This is a genomic window from Saccharothrix australiensis (assembly GCF_003634935.1).
Classification (GTDB): domain Bacteria; phylum Actinomycetota; class Actinomycetes; order Mycobacteriales; family Pseudonocardiaceae; genus Actinosynnema; species Actinosynnema australiense.
Genome location: NZ_RBXO01000001.1, coordinates 5,712,554 through 5,730,498, shown reverse-complemented (window position 1 = coordinate 5,730,498; position 17,945 = coordinate 5,712,554). Strand labels below are relative to the sequence as shown.

Genomic DNA, 17,945 nt, shown 5'->3' with positions numbered 1-17,945 from the left:
GTGGACGCTCCAGTGCGGGCTAGAATGGGAGCCGACCCTGCGGAGGTGCTGCGCGTGTCGGCGTTGCTGGCGGCGGTGGAGGACGGTGACCTGGCGGAGGTCCGGCGTCTGCTGGCGGAGGGCGTCGCGCCCGACGAGGATGCCTTCTACCACGCGTGCGAGCAGGGCGACCCGGCGTTCCTGGACGCCCTGTACGCGCCCGGTTTCGAGCGGGCGGTCAACCACAAGCTGGACTTCGAGGACGCGGCCGGGCTGCGGTGGTTCCTCGACCGGGGTGTGGACGTGAACGCCCACCACTGCCTGCACCACGCGATCGGGCGCGGGCGCGGACTGCGCGTCCTGACCATGCTGCTCGACGCGGGCGCGGACGTGAACCGGCCGTGGGACCGGTGGGACGTCGGGCGTCGCCCGCTCGCCCTGGCCGCGCGCTGCGGGCACCTCGCGGCGTACGAGCTGCTGGCGTCCCGCGGCGCGGTCGCCGAACTCGACGCCGTGGACGCGGCGGTGCTCGCCGTGGCGCGCGGCGAGTCGGCCGCGCTGCCGCGCGCGACGCCGTCGGTCCGGGGAACGCCCGACGGCGACGACGGCGGCTGGCTGCTCGGCCAGTTCGCCGGCCTCGGGCGGACCGGGGTGGTGGCGGCCCTGCTGGACGGCGGGATGGCCGTCGACACGCGCGGGTGGAGCGGCTTCACCCCGCTCGACCAGGCCGCGCTGAACGGCCGCCTCGACACCGCGCGCCTGCTCGTGGCGCGGGGCGCGGACCTCGCGGACACGGCGTTCGACGAGCACGGCCCGACGCCGCTGGACTGCGCGATCTGGGGTTCGCGGCACAACCGGACCGACGACGGCGACTACGTCGGCACGGTGGCCCTCCTGGTCGGGGCGGGCGCGCCCACCTGCCACACCCCGCCGACCGGCGATCCGGGTATCGACGCGCTGCTGCGGTGACCGCTACGCCCTGGTCGCCCGCAGCGTGTAGGTCAGCGGCAGGCGCGGGTGGCCGTCGGGGTAGCGGTAGGTGCCGTCCTCCGCGCGCCGCAGGGTGGCGAAGACCTGGAACAGGGTCACGTCGTGCTCGTGCAGGAAGTCGATGCGCAGCCCCGCCCGCACCAGCGCCGTCACGACGTCGCCGAGCGGGTGCTGCCACTGCACGGAGCGGGTCCTGGTCAGCGGCGGCCCGTCGGTGTAGGTGAGCGGGTAGTCGTAGACCTCGCCGTCGCCGTGGAAGTAGTCGTGGGCGAGCGTCCGCCCGTCCTCGTCGACCACATCGGTGAACGGGTGGAACTCCGCCAGGTACAGGAAGCCGCCGTCGGCCAGGAGGGACGCCACGACCTCGGCCCAGCGCCACACGTCCGGCAGCCACACCAGCGCGCCGAACCCGGTGTAGACGACGTCGAACCGCTCCCGGCCCAGCGCCGCCCGCGCCTCGTAGACGTCCGAAACCACGAACCGCGCGTCCAGGCCGGTCTCGTCGGCCAGCGCGCGTGCGGTGCCCACGGCCTCGGGGGAGAAGTCCAGGCCGGTCACCCGCGCGCCGAGCCGGGCCCACGACAGGGTGTCCTGGCCCATGTGGCACTGGAGGTGCAGCAGGCTCTTCCCGGTCACGTCGCCGACCTCGGCCACCTCGAACGCGCGCAGCGTCGACCGGCCGGCGCGGAAGCCGGGCAGGTCGTAGTACTCGCTGGCGGCGTGGACGCTGGTGCGGTCGTCCCAGTTCTCGCGGTTGAGGCGCAGCCAGTCCACGTCGGTCACGCGGCCGACCGTAGTGAGGGTCGCCCGGCCGGTGCACCCGATTTACGACGCGGTGGAGAGCCGGATCACAATTTTGCAGACGACTGCAAACTTGCAGTGACTGCACTTTGGCGAGTAACCTGATCGAGTGAATGGGGGGACGACTCTTCGTGACCGCAAGAAGAAGCAGACGCGCATCGCGCTCTGCCGGGCCGCGTTGACGCTCGCCGCCGAACGGGGACTGGACAACGTCACCGTGGAGGACATCAGCACCACAGTGGGTGTGTCGCCGCGGACGTTCTTCAACTACTTCGGCAGCAAGGAGGAGGCCCTCGTCGGGCCGGGCGAGCGGGAGGTCGGTCCGCGCGTCCGGGACCGGATCGTCGCCCAGCCCGCCGAAGTCGGCCCGTGCGACGCCGTGAAGGCCGCGGTGCTCGCGGAGGTCGCGGAGGAACTCGCCGACGACCGCGACCTGTGGCTGCTGCGGATGCGCGTGGTGCAGCAGCACCCCGTGCTGCTCGCCCGCCTCTTCGCGGGCGGCGAGGTGGTCGAGCGGCACGTGGTCGCCGGCATCGCCGACCGCGTGGGGCTGCCCGCGACCGACCTGTACCCGATGCTGCTCGCCGCCGCGGCGGGCTCCGCGTCCCGCGTGGCGTTCGCCAGGTGGGCCGGATCGGAACAGGACGCCGAGCGCCCGTTCGAATCCCTGCTCGCGGAGTCGTTCGACCTGCTGTCGGCAGGTCTGGCGACGCCGCCCAGCTCGTAACCACCACCACTCAACCGGGGGAAAACCGATGTCCGTCGAAACGACCGAACCGACCGCGGGTGGCACCGCGCGCCGGGACGTCGTGCAAGCCATGTCCGGGCTGATGCTCGGCATGTTCATGGCCATCCTGGCCTCCACCATCGTGTCCAACGCCCTGCCGCGGATCATCGCCGACCTCCAGGGGTCCCAGTCGGTGTACACGTGGGTGGTCACGACCGAGCTGCTGGCCATGACGGCGACCGTGCCGCTGTGGGGCAAGCTCGCCGACCTCTACAGCCGGAAGCTGCTCATCCAGCTTTCGCTGGGCATGTTCGTCGTCGGCTCGCTGATCGCCGGGTTCTCGCCCAACGTCGAGGTCCTCATCGCCAGCCGCATCGTGCAGGGCCTGGGCGCGGGCGGCATGACCGCGCTGGCCACCATCGTGATGGCGGCCATGATCCCGCCGCGCGACATGGGCAAGTACGCCGGCCTGTTCGGCGCGGTGTTCGGCGTCGGCACGGTCGCCGGGCCGCTGATCGGCGGCGTCATCGTGGACACGTCGTGGCTGGGCTGGCGCTGGTGCTTCTTCATCGGCGTGCCGTTCACGCTCGCCGCGATCCTGCTGCTCCAGCGCACGCTGCGGCTGCCGGTGGTGCGCAACGAGGTCAAGATCGACTACCTGGGCGCGGCGCTGATCGTGGCCGGTGTGTCGACGCTGCTGGTGTGGACGACGCTGGCGGGCAACCAGTTCGAGTGGCTGTCCGGCTGGACCGCGCTGATGGTGGTCGGCGGCCTGGTGCTGCTGGCGCTGGCGGTCTGGGTGGAGTCGCGCGCGGCGGACCCGATCGTGCCGCTGACGATCTTCGCCAACCGCACCGTCACGCTCACCACGCTGGCGAGCGCGCTGGTCGGCATCGCGATGTTCGGCGGCACGGTGTTCCTGTCCCAGTACTTCCAGATCGGGCTGGGCAAGACGCCGACGCAGGCGGGCCTGATGAGCCTGCCGCTGATCCTCGGCCTGCTCGTGTCGTCCACGGTGGCCGGCCAGCTCATCACCAAGTGGGGTCGCTGGAAGGTGTTCCTGATCGCGGGCGCCGCGGTGATGGTCGGCGGGATGCTGCTGCTGGGCACCATCGACGCGGGCACCAGCGTGTTCGTGGTGTCGGTGCACATGGCGGTGCTGGGCGTCGGCGTCGGGATGCTGATGCAGAACCTGGTGCTGGTGGCGCAGAACGACGTGCCGGCGAAGGACCTGGGCACGACCACGTCGACGCTGACGTTCTTCCGGTCGCTCGGCGGCGCGATCGGCGTGAGCGTGCTGGGCGCGGTCCTGGCCAACCGGGTGACCGGGCTGATGACGGAGAAGTTCGGCCCGCTGCCGGGCGGCGACTCGGGCTCGGTGCCCGACCTGTCGCAGCTGCCCGCGGAGGTGCGCGGCGTCGTGCAGGAGATCTACGCGACGGCGACGGCCGAGCTGTTCCTGATCGGCGCGCCGATCGCGGTACTGGCCCTGCTGGCGGTGCTCTTCATCAAGGAGAAGCCGCTCAAGACCATGAGCGGCGACGAACGCCTGGCCGCCGAAGCCGCCCACTGAGTGGATTGCCTCGACTCCGTCGAGGCGGGCGAGGCCGCCTGGCAGTCGGCTCGTCGCGGCGCGTTTCCCTCCGATCGAGAAGCGTGATCGGAGGGAAAGGCACCGCGACAAGCCGACGCGGCCTCGCCAGACCGGACCGGGTAGGTCCTTCACCCCTCGCCACCGCACACGCCACGCGAGGCCGCCGTCGGGCTGTCGCGCCTCATTTCCCGTCGATCACGCTTTTCGATCGACGGGAAATCAGGCGCGATGGCCCGACTACAGGGCGGCCGAGCCCGCCGTCTGCGAAGCAGCGGCCATCCAACACAGCGGGAAATCAGGCGCGATGGCCCGACCACAGGGCGGCCGAGCCGCCGCGACGGAGGAGCGGCAAATCCAACACAGCTCTACCCCTGTCTCACCGCTCCCGCTGCGTTCTTCCCTCTCTTCCCCTCACTCCCTCGCCCTCTCAGCGCTCCCTCTCCCGCCCTGCTCCCGCCCTGATCCCGCTTCCGCTCCACGCGGCAGCGTCCGTTCACCCCCCATAATCCCTTGCATGAACCGCCCTGCCGGCCTGCGTGAGCGCAAGAAGCAAGCAACCCGCACGGCCTTGGCCGATGCCGCGCTCCGCCTGTGCGTCGAGCACGGTGTCGAGGCCGTCACGGTCGAGCAGGTGGCGCGGGACGCGGGCGTGTCGCTGCGGACGTTCTTCAACTACTTCTCCTCCAAGGAGGAGGCCATCGTCGCGGGCGACGCGGCGACGGCCGAGGCCCTCGTCCGCGCGTTCGCCGGCAGGCCGCCCGCCGAACCGGTGCTGGAGGCCCTGCGCCGGGCGCTGGTGGAGATCGTCGCGGACTGCGTCGACCGGGCGCAGGCGGAGCAGTTGCGGGCGCTGCGCCGCGCGCCCTCGCTGCTGCCGCACCAGATGGCCGCGTTCCACGCCCAGGAGCGCGCCCTGGCGGGCGCGGTCGCCGAGCGGATGGGGGTGGAGCCCGGCTCCGACCTGTTCCCGAACCTGCTCGCCGCCACCGTCATGACCGCGTTGCGGGTCGTGGTGGCGTGGTGGCTGGACGCGGGGGACGGGCGTCCGTTGGCCGACCTGGTCGAGACCGCGGTCGACCAACTGGACGCCGGGTTCGCCCGTCAGGCGTCCCAGGCCACCGGCAGGCGGTGCACGCCGTAGACGAGCATGTCGCTGCGCAGCGGCACCTCGGACGGCGGCAGGTCGAGGCGGAGGCCGGGCAGGCGGCGCAGCAGCTCGGCGAAGCCGACCGTCATCTCGACGCGCGCGAGCTGCTGGCCGAGGCACTGGTGGACGCCGTGCCCGAACGCCAGGTGCGAGGGGCGCGGCCGGGCCACGTCGAGCACGCCGGGCGCGTCGAAGTTGCGCGGGTCGCGGTTGGCCATCGGCACGGAGACGAGCACCGTCGAGTCGAACGGGATGGTCACGCCGGCGATCTCGACCTCCTCCAGCGTGGTGCGCACCGGACCGATGTGCACGATCGACAGGTACCGCAGCAGCTCCTCGACGGCGCTGTCGATCAGCGCCGGGTCCGCCTGTAGCTTGGCCAGCTCCGCCGGGTGTTCGAGCAGCGCGAACGTGCCGAGCGCGAGCATGTTGGCGGTGGTCTCGTGGCCGGCGATGAGCAGCAGCGTGGAGATGCCGACGAGTTCGGCGTCGGTCAGGTCGGGCGCCGCCTCGATCAGGCCGGACAGCAGGTCGTCGGTCGGCTTGGCGCGCTTGGCCCGCACCAGGTCGAGCATGAACGCCCGCAGCTCCTCGGACGCCCGCACCAGGTCGTCGGTCGGCGTGTCGAGCCGCAGCAGCGTCGCCGAGCGCTCCTGGAACTCGTCGCGGTCGTCGTACTCGACGCCGAGCAGCTCGCAGATCACCAGGGACGGCACCGGCAGCGCGAACGCCTGCACCAGGTCGGCCTTGGTCCCGGCCGCGATCATCCGGTCCAGGTGGTCGGTGACGATCTCGTGGATGCGCGGTTCGAGCTGCCGCATCCGCCGCACGGTGAACTGGCCGGTGAGCAGCTTGCGGTACCGGGTGTGCTCGGGCGGGTCCATCGTGAGGAAGTTGCCCGCGCGCACGTCCTGCTCGGTCAGCATCTTGCGCAGCTTCGGCGGCAGCTTGCTCATCGCGCGCTCGCTCCGGAACCGGTCGGAGCTCATCCGGGGGTCGGCGAGCACCGCGCGCGCCTCCGCGTGACCGGTGATCAGCCACGCGGGCTCGCCGTCGGCCAGCTCGATCCGGTGGACCGGGCCCTGCGCGCCCAGTTCGGCCTGCCCCGCGGCCGGGTCGAACGGCAGGCCGGGTTTCCGCGCGGTGTACTCCTTCGGCAGGCGTAACGTCATCCGCGCTTCGCCTGGCCCGGCATCTTCGCGGTCCCCGTGGCCCTCGCGGTTCTCGGAGACGGTGGCACTGGTCATCAGCGTGTCCTTTTCCCGACTCCAAGTGATGGAGTCGCTGCTCCACGTGGTGTCGTATCCAAGGTACCAAAATTTGCACAACGTGCAGGTTTTTTAGGAGAGCGCGTCGGAGACCCACTCGGCGAGCGGTCGGTCGGGGTGCTCCAGCCAGTGCTGGGTCGCGGCGCGGAGCGTGGCGAGGAACGTCGCGGCGAGCACTCGGGACCGCAGTTCGGTCGCGCCGCGCGTGCGCACCTCGGCCGCCAGTTCGCGTTCGACCGCGGCGTAGGCGGCGACCTGGTGGGCGAGCAGCGCGGGGTGGCCGCGCAGCAGCCGCCGCTGGGCCGCCCGGACCGGGTCCGGCGGGTCGCCCTCGGCGAACAGGTCGGTCGCGGCACGGGCCAGGGCGGTGCCCGGCGGCTCGTCCGCCGGGCGGGCGCGGACCAGGGCGAGCAGGCGGCGCAGGCGCAGCAGGTCGCCGTGGAAGAGCGCCTCCTCCTTGTTCGCGAAGTGGTTGGAGAAGGTGCGCCGGGAGACGCCCGCGGCGTCCGCGATCGACTCGACGGTGACGCGGTCGGGTCCGTGCTCCAGGGCCAGGCGCAGGGCGGCCTCGTGCAGGGCGAGGCTCGTGGCCGACTTCTTGCGCGCGCGCAGTCCCGTGTCCATCGTCACGCCAGCCTACGTGATTTCCCATTGGGCAAACTTGCGCAACGAGCAACTTTGATAGATGCTTGTAGTAAGCAAGCTTTCTTGGGAGGGGTCGCCGTGGACGCCAACCCGAACCACGCGGAACTGGTCGAGCGGATGCGCGAGCTGCTGAAGGTCGTGCGGATGGTGCGCCACCGGCACACCGACCGGTACCCACCCGTCCCGACCGGCCTGGTCGGGACGCTCACGCTGATCGACCGCACCGCCGGGTGCCACGCCAAGGAACTGGCGCGGCGCACCGGGCTCGACCCGTCCACCGTCAGCCGGTCGGTGGCCGCCCTGGTCGCGCACGGCCTGGTCGAGCGACGGGCCGACCCGGCCGACGGCCGGGCCAGCGTGCTCGCCGTCACCGACGCCGGGCACGCCGTGCTGGCCGAGGCGCGTGCCTGGCACGCCGACCTGCTCGGCCGGGCGCTCGCGCACTGGACGCCGGGCGAGGTCGAGGCGCTGACCTCGGCGCTCGGCCGCTTCACCACCGATGTCGAAGGAGCCCTGTGCTCCACCTTGGAGGCCGCTCGATGAGTGCCGAACCGGTCGCCGGCCCCGCCGGCGCCGCGCCGATGAGCCACCGGCAGATCCTGGAAGCGCTCAGCGGCCTGCTGCTCGTGCTGTTCGTCGCCATGCTCAGCAGCACCGTGGTGTCCACCGCGCTGCCGCAGATCATCGGCGCGCTCGACGGCTCGCAGACCCAGTACACCTGGGTCGTCACGGCGACCCTGCTCACCGCCACCGCGTCCACGCCGATCTGGGGCAAGCTCGCGGACCTGTTCGACAAGAAGACGATGGTCCAGGTGGCCATCGTGGTCTTCGCGCTGGGCTCGGTCGTCAGCGGGTTCGCGCAGACCGCCGGCCAGCTCATCGCGGCCCGCGCGTTCCAGGGCATCGGCGTCGGCGGGCTCCAGGCGCTGGTGCAGGTCGTGATCGCGGCCATGATCCCGCCCCGCGAGCGCGGCCGGTACAACGGGTACCTGGGCGCGGTGATGGCGGTGGCGACGGTCGGCGGGCCGCTGCTCGGCGGGCTGATCGTGGACACCTCCTGGCTGGGCTGGCGGTGGTGCTTCTTCATCGGCGTGCCGGTCGCGCTGGTGGCGCTGTTCGTGCTCCAGGCGACCCTGAAGGTGCGCGCCGAGCGGCGGCCCGACGTGCGGATCGACTACCTGGGCGCGACGCTGATCGCCGCCGGCGTGTCCGTGCTGCTGATCTGGATCTCGTTCGTGGACGACTCGTTCGCGTGGGTGTCGTGGCAGAGCGGCGCGATGGTCGGCGGTTCGCTGGCGCTGCTGGGGCTGGCCGTGCTCGTGGAGTCGCGGGCGGCGGAACCGGTGGTGCCGCTGGAGATCGTCAAGCGCCGCACGACCGCGCTGGCGATCCTGGCGAGCCTCGCGGTCGGCATGGCGATGTTCGGCGGCGCGGTGTTCCTGGGCCAGTACTTCCAGATCGGGCGGGGCTACACGCCCACCGAGGCCGGGCTGCTGACCATCCCGATGATGGCGGGCGTGCTGGGCGCGTCGATCGTCAGCGGGCGGCTGATCACCCGCACCGGGCGGGTCAAGCCCTACATCGTGGCCGGCGCGAGCACGCTCGTCGTCGGGTTCGCGGCGCTGGCCGTGATCGACCACGCGACGTCGCTGGTGTTCGTCGGCGGCGCGATGCTGCTGGTCGGCGTCGGCGTCGGGATGAGCATGCAGAACCTCGTGCTGGCGGTGCAGAACACCGTGCCGCTGCGGGACATCGGGTCGGCGAGCGCGACCATCGCGTTCTTCCGGTCGCTCGGCGGCACCATCGGGGTCTCGGTGCTGGGCGCGGTGCTGGCCCGAGACGTGCGGGACCGCATCACCTCGGGCCTCGCCGCGGCGGGCTACCCGAGCACGGGCGGGGGTGGCGGCAGCCTGAACGTCGCCGCGCTGCCCGAGGGCGTGCAGCACGTCGTGCGCGCCGCGTACGGCGACTCGACCGGGCACATCTTCCTGCTGTCGGCGTGCATCGGCGTGGTGGGCGTGGTCGCGGCGCTGCTGCTCAAGCCGATCACGCTGCGCTCCAGCCTGGACCTGGCCCAGCCGAAGGAAGAGGTCAGGACCGGCGGGTGAGGCCCGGTGCGGCCACCCGGTGAACTCCGGGTGGCCGCACGGTGGTCGTCGTTGACCGGGGTGGACACCTCGGCGAGGATTCCCCCCGATGGGAACTTCCGAGGTGGTCGAGGCGTTCGAGGACGGCCTGGCGCGGCTCACCGGACGCGTCGAGCGCCCGACGGCCACCGCGAGCGCGCCGTGACGGACGGGGTGGGCCTCGCGACGATCGCCCGCGAGTGGGGCCGCATCGGCTGCATCGGGTTCGGCGGTCCGCCCGCGCACATCTCACTGCTGCGCGACCTGTGCGTGACGCGGCGGAAGTGGCTGGGCGAGGCCGAGTTCGAGGAGGGCGTCGCGGCCACCAACCTGCTGCCCGGCCCCGCGTCGACCCAGCTGGCGATCCTGTGCGCGTGGCGGTTGCGCGGCACGGCCGGCGCGCTGGTCGGCGGGTTCTGCTTCATCGTGCCCGGCCTGGTGCTGATCCTGGCGCTGGCCGCGCTGTTCCTGGCGACCGACCCGCCGGCCTGGGTGCTCGGCGCGGCGGCGGGCGCGGGCGCCGCCGTGCCCGCCGTCGCGCTGCACGCCGCGTGGGGCCTGCTGCCGGCGAGCCGCCGACGCGCCGGCGCGGGCACGGCGCCGCGCGTCCGGTGGGTGGCGTACCTGGTCGCGGGCGGTGTCGCGGCGGCCGTCACCGGGCCGTGGCTGGTGCTCGTGCTGATCGCCGCGGGCGTCGTGGAGGTCGCCGTCGGCGCACCACCGGGCAGGCGTGCGTCGTGGCCGGTGGTGCTGGCGCTGCCCGCCGCGAGCGGTGGTCTGCTCGCCGTCGCGTGGGTGGCGGCCAAGGTCGGCGCGCTGTCCTACGGCGGCGGGTTCGTCATCATCCCGCTGATGCGGCAGGACGCGGTGCACACGTACGGGTGGATGACCGACGGCCAGTTCCTCAACGCCGTGGCGCTCGGCCAGGTCACGCCCGGACCGGTCGTGCACACCGTGGCCGTCGTCGGGTACGCCGCCGCGGGCCTGGTCGGCGGGCTGCTGGCGGCCGTGGTCGCGTTCGCGCCGTCGTTCGTGCTCGTCGTGCTCACCGGTCCCCGGCTGGAGCGGCTGCGGCACAACGGGACGGCCCAGGCGTTCCTCACCGGCGCGGGCGCGGCGGCGATCGGCGCGATCGCGGGTTCCACGCTCCCGCTGGCCGCGTCGCTGCACGAGGGGTGGCAGTTCGCCGTGCTCGCCGCCGCCGTGCTGTGGCTGCTGGCGCTGCGGCGGGGCGTGGTCGGCGCGCTGCTCGCGGCGGGCGCGGTGGGCGCCCTGGTCGCGCTGCTCTGACCGGTCCGCGCGCTCGGCGCCCACCCGCTCCGGTGACCCGCAGTGGAGCGGAGGAAATGGGCACTATGCACCATTAGCATCGCCCACACCCCGAGCCGCCGGCACGGGGCGATTGGGGGAGGGCGATGACCACCGGGGAACTGCCCGCCGCCGAGCTGGTGGGCGGTGGGCGGGCGGGCACGGCCGTCGAGGTGGTCGACGCCCACGTCACCGGGGTGTTCGAGCTGCCCGACGCGCCGCCGCGCGCCCTGCGGTTCACGCGCTGCCGGTTCGACCGCCCGCCGGTGCTGCGCGAGGCCGCCGTGCGCAGCCTGGAGTTCGAGGACTGCGAGCTGCCCGGCCTCGACGCCCGCCGGCTGCGGTGCCGGGGCGACCTGGTGCTGACCGGCTCGTCCGTGCACGGCGCGGTGGAGCTGGGTGACGCCGTCGTCGGCGGCGAGGTGTCCCTGCGCGACAGCCGGATCGCCACCCTGCGGGCGCACCGGCTCAGCGTCGGCGGCGACCTGCACCTGGCCGGCGCGGTGCTCGACGGCGCGGACGGCGTCGCCCTGGACGGGCGCGGGATGCGGGTCGGCGGCGGTGTGCTCGGCGAGGACGACGTGCGCATCGGCGTCACCGCGACCGGGGCCGTGGTGCTGGTCGACGCGCGGGTCGGCGGCGGGGTGTCGCTGCGCCAGGCGAGGCTCGCCGACCTGCTCGCCGACCGTGCCCGGCTCACCGGCGACGTGGACCTGACCGAGGCGCGGCTGCGGTCGCTGGCCCTGGTCGGCGCGGCCGTCGGCGGTTCGCTGGTGCTCGGCGCGGCGGAGGTCGAGGAGGACCCGGTCGCGCTCGACCGCGTCCGCGTCGCCGGGGACGTGCACCTGGCGTTCGCGCTCATCAGGTCCGGCGTGCGGCTGGCGGACGCGCGGGTCGGCGGCGACCTGCGCGCGGGTCGGGCGGAGCTGCGCGGCCTCTCGGGTGCGCGCGTCCGCGTCGTGGGCGACGTCGACCTGGCGCAGTGCCGCGCCGACGGCGGCGTGCGGCTGGTCGGGCTGGACGCCGGCGGGCGCGTCGACCTGTCGGGCGCGGCCCTGCACGACGACGGCGGCGTGGCGCTGGACCTGCGGGACGCGCGGCTCGGCGACGGACTGCTGCTGGCCGACCTCGCCGCCGAGGGCGCCGTCGTGCTGTCCGGCGCGGCCGTGCGGGGACGGGTGGACCTGCGGGGCGCGCACCTCGCCGGCCGGGTGGTGGCGCTGGACGCGGCGCGGCTCGTCGCCGGCGAGCTGCGGCTGACCGTGGAGGACGCGCCCGCGGGCCGGGTCGACCTCCGGTTCGCGCGGTGTTCTTCGTTGCGGGACAACAGGTTCCTGTGGCACGCGGCCGGCGGTGTCGAGCTGGCCGGTTTCGCCTACCTGGGGCTGGAGCCGCGTCCGGAGGACGTCTCGGCGGTGCGCCGCCGGCTGGCGCTGCTGCGCGGCGCGTGCCGCCGGTTCACGCCCGACGCCTACGACCGGCTGGCCGCCGTGCTGCGGTCCGGCGGCCAGGAGGTGGCGGCGGACGCCGTGCTGGTGGAGAAGCAGCGCCTGCGCTACGCGGAGCGCGCCCGCGCGGTCGGCTGGGCGGGTCCGGTGGTGACGGCGTGGAGCCTGTTGATGCGGTGCCTCACCGGCTACGGCTACCGGTTGTGGCGTGGCCTGTCGGTGCTCGCGCTGGTCTGCCTGACGGCCTGCCTGCTCGGGTGACGGGTGACGCCCCGCGCCCCGCCTCTGCCCGCGCCCCGCCCTGCCGTCGCCCGGCCCGCACTCCGCGCCGCCACGCCCCGCCCTCGCCCGGCCCGTGCTGTGCCCGGCTGATGGCGCGGGCACAGCGCAGGCCGCCGGCGTCACACGACGTCGACGAACACCGGGTTGGCGTAGCACCACAGGTCCGACCACGGGTCCGCGTCGCCCGCCACGTCCACCACCGGGCCGCCGTCCGGGGCGAGCCGGTTGCCGTCACCGGCGCGCAGCCGGAGGTAGAAGGAGCGCTCGACGGCGCGGAACACGTGGGTGAACCGCACCGCGCCGCGCGCGGCACGGCCCACCTCGAAGGTCTCGACCACGCCGGTGCCCGGCGCGGTGAAGGCGTCCCGGTCGGCCGCCGGACCGGTGACCGGACCGGCGATCAGGTCGACCTTCGCCGGCCGGGGCAGGCCGCCCCGACCGTTCGGCCGCCGCGCGAGCCGGACGTCGACCACCACCTCGACGTCACCGCCGCGCCGCACGAACGTCCGGCCGCCGACGGTCACGCCCCGGCGGTCCTCCGCCGAGCGGACCCGCACGTCCAGCCCGTCGACCAGCCCGCCGTGCACCGCGACGACCCGGCCCGCCCGCAGGCCGCGCATGACGTCCACCGGCGACTTCGACGCCGCGGCGACCAGCGTCGCGCTGTAGTGGCCCGGCCAGAAGTCGCCGTACGCCCGCGGCGCGCCGGTGTCGATCGGCGCGCCCCGGCTGCCCGTCGTGGCGTGGTCCTGCGTGCCGGGGATGAACGTGTCGCCGTGCACCTGGTGGCTGTCGGAGGTCGCGGTGACCCACCACGGCCGCCCTTCGGCGAGCAGGGAGTCCCACACGCCGCCGACCTTCGCGGTCATCCAGTCGAACCCGCCGTACGTGCGGTACGGGTTCTCCGACCCGGTCGGCCGGTAGCCGGGGAAGCTGTCCTCGTTGGGCTCGGCCTCGTAGTAGCCGCGCGCCGAGCCAAGGCCGCCGAGGGCGACCGGGATGCCCGCCGCCTGGTGACCGGGCGCGCCCTCCATGCCCACCGCGACGCCCGGTGCGGCGTCCCGCCAGCCGCGCAGCTCGTGCGGGCTGTCCAGGCCGCGGCGCGCGGGGTGGTTGGCGAACATCAGCGCGATCTCCGTGCGTCCGGCGAGCACCTGGGCCTCCAGGTAGCGCAACGCGGCCAGCGCGTACGGCTCGCCGTCGGCGGAGGTCGCCCTGGCGATCAGCCCCTTGCCGCCCCTGGAGGCGGGCGCGGCGAGGATGCCGCCGTCGTAGGCGGCCTCGAACGCCTTCAGGATGTCCACTGTGGACTTCCCCGGCGGTAGGAAGACGGTCGCGTGCTCCGCGCCGGGGATGTTCCACTCCAGACCCTGGTACACGACCACGTCGCGGTGCCGCGCGCGTGCCCGTTCGATGTCCGGGGCCACCTGGTCCACCGAGTACTTCTCGTGCGCCACCCCGCCGTGGTCGGTGATCACGAGCCAGTCGAGGCCGTGCGCGCGGGCGTTCGCGACCTGCGTGGCGACCTCGTACTGGGCGTCGGAGGAGTACTGGGTGTGGATGTGGTGATCGCCCGCGTACCAGCGGTCCCGACCGCCGCTCCACGGGTTCGACGGGCGTGCCGGCGGGTGGTCGTGGGCGTGGGCGGGGGCGGTGAACGCGGCCGAGCCCGCGGCGGCGATGCCCAGCCCCGCCAGGAAGCGCCGCCGTGCGACCGACAGCGGTCGATCGTCTTCGGTGTCCCGCCAACTGCCCTCGACCGGCTCGTGGTGGTGGTGATGCTCGTGCCCGTGCGACATGGAGAACCCCGATCCGCCGACGCCCGCGCAGCAGTATCGTGACTCGACGCCGAACACCGGTGGGGTGGCAACGCGAACTCCAGGTGAACACTCGCACCCGCCGGACGTCCGACGTCGCGGCCGGCTCGACGCGCACCGGGCTCCCATCCCCTGTCGGAAAAGCGATTGACGGTTCTAGTCCACGTCGCCGAGGATGATGACCCGTCGGGGGACCGATCCGGCCCGCTCTGCCGTGGAGCGCGCCGGATCGTCGACAGCGGAAGGCTTTCCTCCCCTCGCCCCCGCCGCCGAACCGCGCGACCAGGGCGAGCCGACGGCCCGGCCACGCGGCCGGGCCGTCAGTACCGCCGGACAGGGCGGGACGCCACGAACGTCGAGGTCCCAGTCCCGACTCCGCGCCCGCCTCCGGGCGCGGATCACCCCGTGCCACACGGGAAGTCGCGCCTCGACCGGACCGCTACTCCCGCTCGTCGTCGTGGGACAGCCCGGACCGCATCGCGTCCTTGACGCGGTCGAACAGCGAGACCACCGGCCCCGTCACGATGTTCGCGGTGGCGGACTCGGTGCCGGGGTGCGGGTGGGTGGGCGCCGTCCGCTCCGCCGCCCGGACCATCGCGGCCATGCTGTGCAGCCGGTCGGCGTCGTAGTACTCCCGCAGGTAGCGGAACTCGTAGGTCTCCTCGTGGTGCGCGTGCCGGAGCACGGCGTCGCGCAGGCGTTCCAGGCCGGCGGCGAACTCCGGGTCCTCGGTGCCGAGCGATTCCAGGTGGGCGAGCTGCTCCTTGGCCTCGTTCTCCTCGGCGAGGCGGTCCGCCACGATGGCGTCGCCACCGTCGATGCCCCTGCGCGCCGCGGGGTGCACGACCATCTCCTCGGCGGTCTCGTGGACGGCGAGCAGCCGGACGAGGCGTGCGAAGGCGTCGTCGCGTCGCGCGCCGCTCGCCGCCTGGACCTCGGCGAACAGGTCGCGGATCTGCATGTGCTGGCCGATCAGCAGTTCCACCACGTCGGCTTCGCGGTCGGGCGCGTCCGGTCGGGTCGAGGTGGTCATCGCGACCCCTCGTGCTGCGGTTGGCGCAGTGCGGCCACGGGGTGCTCACCCTCGGTCGAGAGCCGGTAGTCGGTGCCGTACTGCTCGCGGTGCAGGTCGATGACCTGCTCGCTGGGCGGGGCCTCGCCGCCCATGAGCGCGTTCTGCATGGCCTCGAACCGCTCGTGGGCCTCCTGCACGTAGCCCGTGCCCAGGGTGGTGAGGTCGATCTGGGTGTCGAGCAGCTCGCGCAGGTAGCCCTTGTTGGGCTCGAAGGTGACCGGCGCGGGTAGTTCCGGCGCGACGACCTCCTCGGGCTCGCGGCCGTCGTGGGCGCGCATGAGGTCGCACGCGACGCGCAGGTGCTCCAGCTCCATGTTGAGGTGGAGTTCCCAGATCGCCTTGATCCGGCGGTCGGACTCCGTCTGCATGAACGAGTGGTACAGGTAGCACTCGTTGTACTCGTGGTTGACCAGCCGTTCCCACCACGTCTCGCCGGGGTCCACAAGGGACTCGTAGTGCGTGACGTGCTCCTCCTCGATGAGCCCGATCTCCTGGTAGAGCTGCCGTGCGATGGGCTCCATGTACTCGGGGCCGACGTTCATGTAGAAGTTCATGGTCTGCTGCTCGGACGACATGATCGTCAGGGCGTGCAGCTTGGAGATCGGCGCCGCGGTGGAGCGGTCGTAGGGCTCGCGGACGTTGTCGGCGGGGTGCCGGTGGTGGTACTTGGTCGGCCGGCCGGGTATCACCTCGGTGAGGCCGTCGACGATCCGCTCCGCCTTGCGGCGCTGGATCATCTCGTACAGGTTGGCGTAGCGGTAGAGGTGGTCGAAGTCCTCCAGCACGCCGAACTGGTACGCCTGCTTGAGGTACGGGTCCGGTTCCATCCGCGCGACCCACGCGGTGAGGTCCACGGCGACCTGCTCGTAGGCGATCGTGGTCTCCAGGGCGGAGGACACGCCCGGCAGCAGCCAGTTGACCGCCTTCTGCTGCTGGTGCTCCAAGTACCGCACCTCCGCGAGCTGCCGCTTGACCTCCAGGTCGAGGCAGTTGCGCGCGAACTGGTGGCTGAACAGCACCGCCTCCACCTCGATGCCGTTCATGGTGATGATCCGGCAGCGCGTGTAGGGGTCGGCGTGGTCGGGGTCGATCGGGTCCACGTTCAGCTCGCGCCAGTTCCGGACCTGCCGGTCCAGCGGTATGCCGCGGTGTTCGAGCGGGTTGAAGGTCATCGGGATCGTCCATTCACCTCGTCGGTCGGCCGCACCGGATCTGCGCGGACGGCGGTCAGCACCAGCTCCAGCGACGGCCACGCGCCCAGCAGCGCGTCCGGGTCGCTGAACCGCAGCGCCCTGGCCACCTCGTAGGTCGCCACCACGAGCTCGACCGGCACCCCGGTCGACCGCGCCCGTGCGCGGACCGCGGTCAGCTGCGCGACGCCGTGGCCGTCGCACACCGCGACCCGCGAGAGGTCGAGCACCAGCACGCGCGGCGACTTGCCGAGGCACCGCTCGGCGACGTCGGCCAGCGGCGCGCGGACCGCTCCCGTGACACCCAGCACGAGCACACCCGGCTCGGGTTCGGCGTCGTCGATGACCGTGTCGACGGCGTGGCGGCCCGGCCGGCCCCCGGCGCGCCCGCCCCGGTCGTCGCCGTGCGGTGGCGGTGCCGTGCGAAGGGTTCCCGCCGCGGGTCGGGCGTCCGCCCGCGGCGGGAACCCTTCGTCGTCCTCGGTGCGGGTGGTCGGCTCTCCCGGCATGATCGCGATCCTCGTGGTGGGACGGGGCCGCCGGGGGCGGGGCGTGGTCACCCGGCCCGGCGTCCGCCTGCGTACCCGCCGATTCCGTGTCCGTCGCGCGGGCGGTCATCCCACGGTCGCACGGGCCCCGGCGGGGTGCGACTCCGGCGGGCGCATCGACACCATCGGTGGACGCCGCGTAGCTCGTCCGGTTGGCGCGCGGGGAACTCCGCTGCGGTCGGTCAGCCGTCGTCCGCCGCGCCGCGGGCACGTCGGGAGGCGCGGTAGGCCGGTCCGCGCAGCCGGTTGAGCCGGCCGCAGGGGCGGAAGCCGTCCAGCGCGTGGCCGGTGACGTCGAACGCGAGGCGCGCGGCGTCCGGCCGGGGAGCGACCAGGGTGAGGGTCGCGACCTGCCGCCACGGCCCGGTCGGCGCGGCCACCGCGATCCGGAACGCCACCGGCACGGCCACGTCGGCGGCGTCGGTCAGGTCGGCCGGCACGCGCCGCGCCGGGTCGGCGGGCACGGCGGCGAGGAGGCGGTGGCGCGTGCCGACGCGGTAGGGCAGGAGCGAGGTGTACGTGACGGCGAAGTCGCGGCGCGGGACCAGCAGGTGGCGGAGCACCGGCCGGCTGCCGGTCGTGGCCAGCGCCAGGTCCAGCGGCGAGCCGGCACCGCCGGCGTCGTCGACCCGGATGGCCAGGCCGAGCACGTCCGGCAGGCCGCGCGGGGTCGGGACGGCCTTCGACCAGCGCGCCAGCGCCCGGTACTCGCCCGGCCGGTCGAGCAGCGGCACGCCCCAGTCCCGCGTGCCGGTCACGGAGAACACGGCGTCGAACACCATGCCGCGCGGGTGGAACAGGCGCGCGCGCCGACGTCCGGCGCCCCACCCGATCACGGCGGTGACGGCCTTGGTCAGCCAGGCCGGGAGCGGCCGGTCACCGGTCGTCTCCCGGCGACGGGCGCGGTGCCGCGGTGCGCTCATGGGCCCTCCTCCCGTGTCCTGTAGCGGGTTCCCCGTCCGCCGTCCGCCACACCACCCGGCACGAGGGCGCCGGCCTG

16 protein-coding genes are annotated in these 17,945 nt (G+C 73.7%); 8 read left to right on the top strand and 8 right to left on the bottom strand.

Annotated elements, in window-relative coordinates; translation table 11 throughout:
• The first annotated feature begins 24 nt into the window (after positions 1-24).
• Positions 25-948 carry an ankyrin repeat domain-containing protein gene (locus C8E97_RS24185; RefSeq protein WP_121007774.1) on the top strand — a complete coding sequence of 308 codons (924 nt, stop codon included), beginning with the start codon at positions 25-27 and terminating at the stop codon, positions 946-948.
• A gap of 3 nt (positions 949-951) precedes the next feature.
• On the opposite strand, the gene C8E97_RS24180 is transcribed toward C8E97_RS24185, so the two are convergent.
• A complete protein-coding gene (locus C8E97_RS24180) occupies positions 952-1,752 on the bottom strand; it encodes a class I SAM-dependent methyltransferase (protein WP_121007773.1) in 801 nt (266 codons plus the stop codon).
• Positions 1,753-1,879: 127 nt separating this feature from the next.
• Here C8E97_RS24180 and C8E97_RS24175 point away from each other — a divergent pair, with 127 nt between their 5' ends.
• From C8E97_RS24175 to C8E97_RS24165, 3 genes are all read left to right on the top strand, one after another.
• Entirely contained in the window at positions 1,880-2,497 is a 618-nt protein-coding gene (locus C8E97_RS24175) for a TetR/AcrR family transcriptional regulator (protein ID WP_121007772.1), read from the top strand.
• 28 nt (positions 2,498-2,525) lie between these two features.
• Positions 2,526-4,070: an MDR family MFS transporter gene (locus C8E97_RS24170; RefSeq protein ID WP_121007771.1), complete on the top strand. Its 1,545-nt coding sequence runs from the start codon at positions 2,526-2,528 to the stop codon at positions 4,068-4,070.
• A gap of 535 nt (positions 4,071-4,605) precedes the next feature.
• A complete protein-coding gene (locus tag C8E97_RS24165) occupies positions 4,606-5,232 on the top strand; it encodes a TetR/AcrR family transcriptional regulator (protein ID WP_121007770.1) in 627 nt (208 codons plus the stop codon).
• Here the strand turns inward: C8E97_RS24165 and C8E97_RS24160 are convergent.
• Together C8E97_RS24160 and C8E97_RS24155 are read right to left on the bottom strand one after the other, a co-directional pair.
• The gene (locus C8E97_RS24160; protein ID WP_121007769.1) at positions 5,193-6,410 is read right to left on the bottom strand and encodes a cytochrome P450; all 1,218 of its coding nucleotides are present in this window, start codon (positions 6,408-6,410) and stop codon (positions 5,193-5,195) included. The two genes, C8E97_RS24165 and C8E97_RS24160, sit on opposite strands and share 40 nt — an antisense overlap.
• Positions 6,411-6,578: 168 nt before the next feature.
• Complete coding sequence (locus C8E97_RS24155) at positions 6,579-7,130, bottom strand: TetR/AcrR family transcriptional regulator (protein ID WP_211347125.1); 552 nt, start codon at positions 7,128-7,130, stop codon at positions 6,579-6,581.
• Between the two features lie 99 nt (positions 7,131-7,229).
• On the opposite strand from C8E97_RS24155, the gene C8E97_RS24150 reads away from it, so the two are divergent.
• From C8E97_RS24150 to C8E97_RS24135, 4 genes are all read left to right on the top strand, one after another.
• Entirely contained in the window at positions 7,230-7,694 is a 465-nt protein-coding gene (locus C8E97_RS24150; protein WP_211347124.1) for a MarR family winged helix-turn-helix transcriptional regulator, read from the top strand.
• Entirely contained in the window at positions 7,691-9,259 is a 1,569-nt protein-coding gene (locus C8E97_RS24145) for an MDR family MFS transporter (RefSeq protein WP_121007767.1), read from the top strand. The genes C8E97_RS24150 and C8E97_RS24145 overlap by 4 nt, the downstream gene beginning before the upstream one ends.
• A 180-nt stretch (positions 9,260-9,439) precedes the next feature.
• Positions 9,440-10,567: a chromate efflux transporter gene (gene chrA / locus C8E97_RS24140; protein WP_121007766.1), complete on the top strand. Its 1,128-nt coding sequence runs from the start codon at positions 9,440-9,442 to the stop codon at positions 10,565-10,567.
• A gap of 125 nt (positions 10,568-10,692) precedes the next feature.
• Positions 10,693-12,294, top strand: coding sequence for a hypothetical protein (locus tag C8E97_RS24135; RefSeq protein ID WP_121007765.1), 1,602 nt, complete (start codon positions 10,693-10,695; stop codon positions 12,292-12,294).
• Positions 12,295-12,434: 140 nt separating this feature from the next.
• On the opposite strand, the gene C8E97_RS24130 is transcribed toward C8E97_RS24135, so the two are convergent.
• The 5 genes from C8E97_RS24130 to C8E97_RS24110 all read right to left on the bottom strand — a co-directional run bounded on the left by C8E97_RS24130 (position 12,435) and on the right by C8E97_RS24110 (position 17,868).
• A complete protein-coding gene (locus tag C8E97_RS24130; protein WP_121007764.1) occupies positions 12,435-14,114 on the bottom strand; it encodes a PHP domain-containing protein in 1,680 nt (559 codons plus the stop codon).
• 457 nt (positions 14,115-14,571) lie between these two features.
• Complete coding sequence (locus tag C8E97_RS24125) at positions 14,572-15,165, bottom strand: hemerythrin domain-containing protein (RefSeq protein ID WP_121007763.1); 594 nt, start codon at positions 15,163-15,165, stop codon at positions 14,572-14,574.
• Entirely contained in the window at positions 15,162-16,379 is a 1,218-nt protein-coding gene (locus C8E97_RS24120; protein ID WP_121007762.1) for a hypothetical protein, read from the bottom strand. Before C8E97_RS24120 ends, C8E97_RS24125 begins: the two co-directional genes overlap by 4 nt.
• Positions 16,376-16,906 (bottom strand): STAS domain-containing protein, encoded by a 531-nt coding sequence (locus C8E97_RS24115; RefSeq protein WP_121007761.1) that lies wholly within the window; start codon positions 16,904-16,906, stop codon positions 16,376-16,378. Before C8E97_RS24115 ends, C8E97_RS24120 begins: the two co-directional genes overlap by 4 nt.
• Before the next feature lie 221 nt (positions 16,907-17,127).
• Complete coding sequence (locus tag C8E97_RS24110; protein WP_246019119.1) at positions 17,128-17,868, bottom strand: hypothetical protein; 741 nt, start codon at positions 17,866-17,868, stop codon at positions 17,128-17,130.
• Positions 17,869-17,945 lie beyond the last annotated feature (77 nt).

Bases quoted from the DNA above. Each gene is read 5' to 3' on its own strand.
- C8E97_RS24170 (WP_121007771.1), top strand. From the start codon at position 2,526: ATGTCCGTCGAAACGACCGAACCGACCGCGGGTGGCACCGCGCGCCGG.
- C8E97_RS24115 (WP_121007761.1), bottom strand. From the start codon at position 16,906: ATGCCGGGAGAGCCGACCACCCGCACCGAGGACGACGAAGGGTTCCCG.
- C8E97_RS24125 (WP_121007763.1), bottom strand. From the start codon at position 15,165: ATGACCACCTCGACCCGACCGGACGCGCCCGACCGCGAAGCCGACGTG.
- C8E97_RS24120 (WP_121007762.1), bottom strand. From the start codon at position 16,379: ATGACCTTCAACCCGCTCGAACACCGCGGCATACCGCTGGACCGGCAG.
- C8E97_RS24145 (WP_121007767.1), top strand. From the start codon at position 7,691: ATGAGTGCCGAACCGGTCGCCGGCCCCGCCGGCGCCGCGCCGATGAGC.
- C8E97_RS24160 (WP_121007769.1), bottom strand. From the start codon at position 6,410: ATGACGTTACGCCTGCCGAAGGAGTACACCGCGCGGAAACCCGGCCTG.
- C8E97_RS24110 (WP_246019119.1), bottom strand. From the start codon at position 17,868: ATGAGCGCACCGCGGCACCGCGCCCGTCGCCGGGAGACGACCGGTGAC.
- C8E97_RS24135 (WP_121007765.1), top strand. From the start codon at position 10,693: ATGACCACCGGGGAACTGCCCGCCGCCGAGCTGGTGGGCGGTGGGCGG.
- C8E97_RS24165 (WP_121007770.1), top strand. From the start codon at position 4,606: ATGAACCGCCCTGCCGGCCTGCGTGAGCGCAAGAAGCAAGCAACCCGC.
- C8E97_RS24185 (WP_121007774.1), top strand. From the start codon at position 25: ATGGGAGCCGACCCTGCGGAGGTGCTGCGCGTGTCGGCGTTGCTGGCG.
- C8E97_RS24155 (WP_211347125.1), bottom strand. From the start codon at position 7,130: ATGGACACGGGACTGCGCGCGCGCAAGAAGTCGGCCACGAGCCTCGCC.
- C8E97_RS24130 (WP_121007764.1), bottom strand. From the start codon at position 14,114: ATGTCGCACGGGCACGAGCATCACCACCACCACGAGCCGGTCGAGGGC.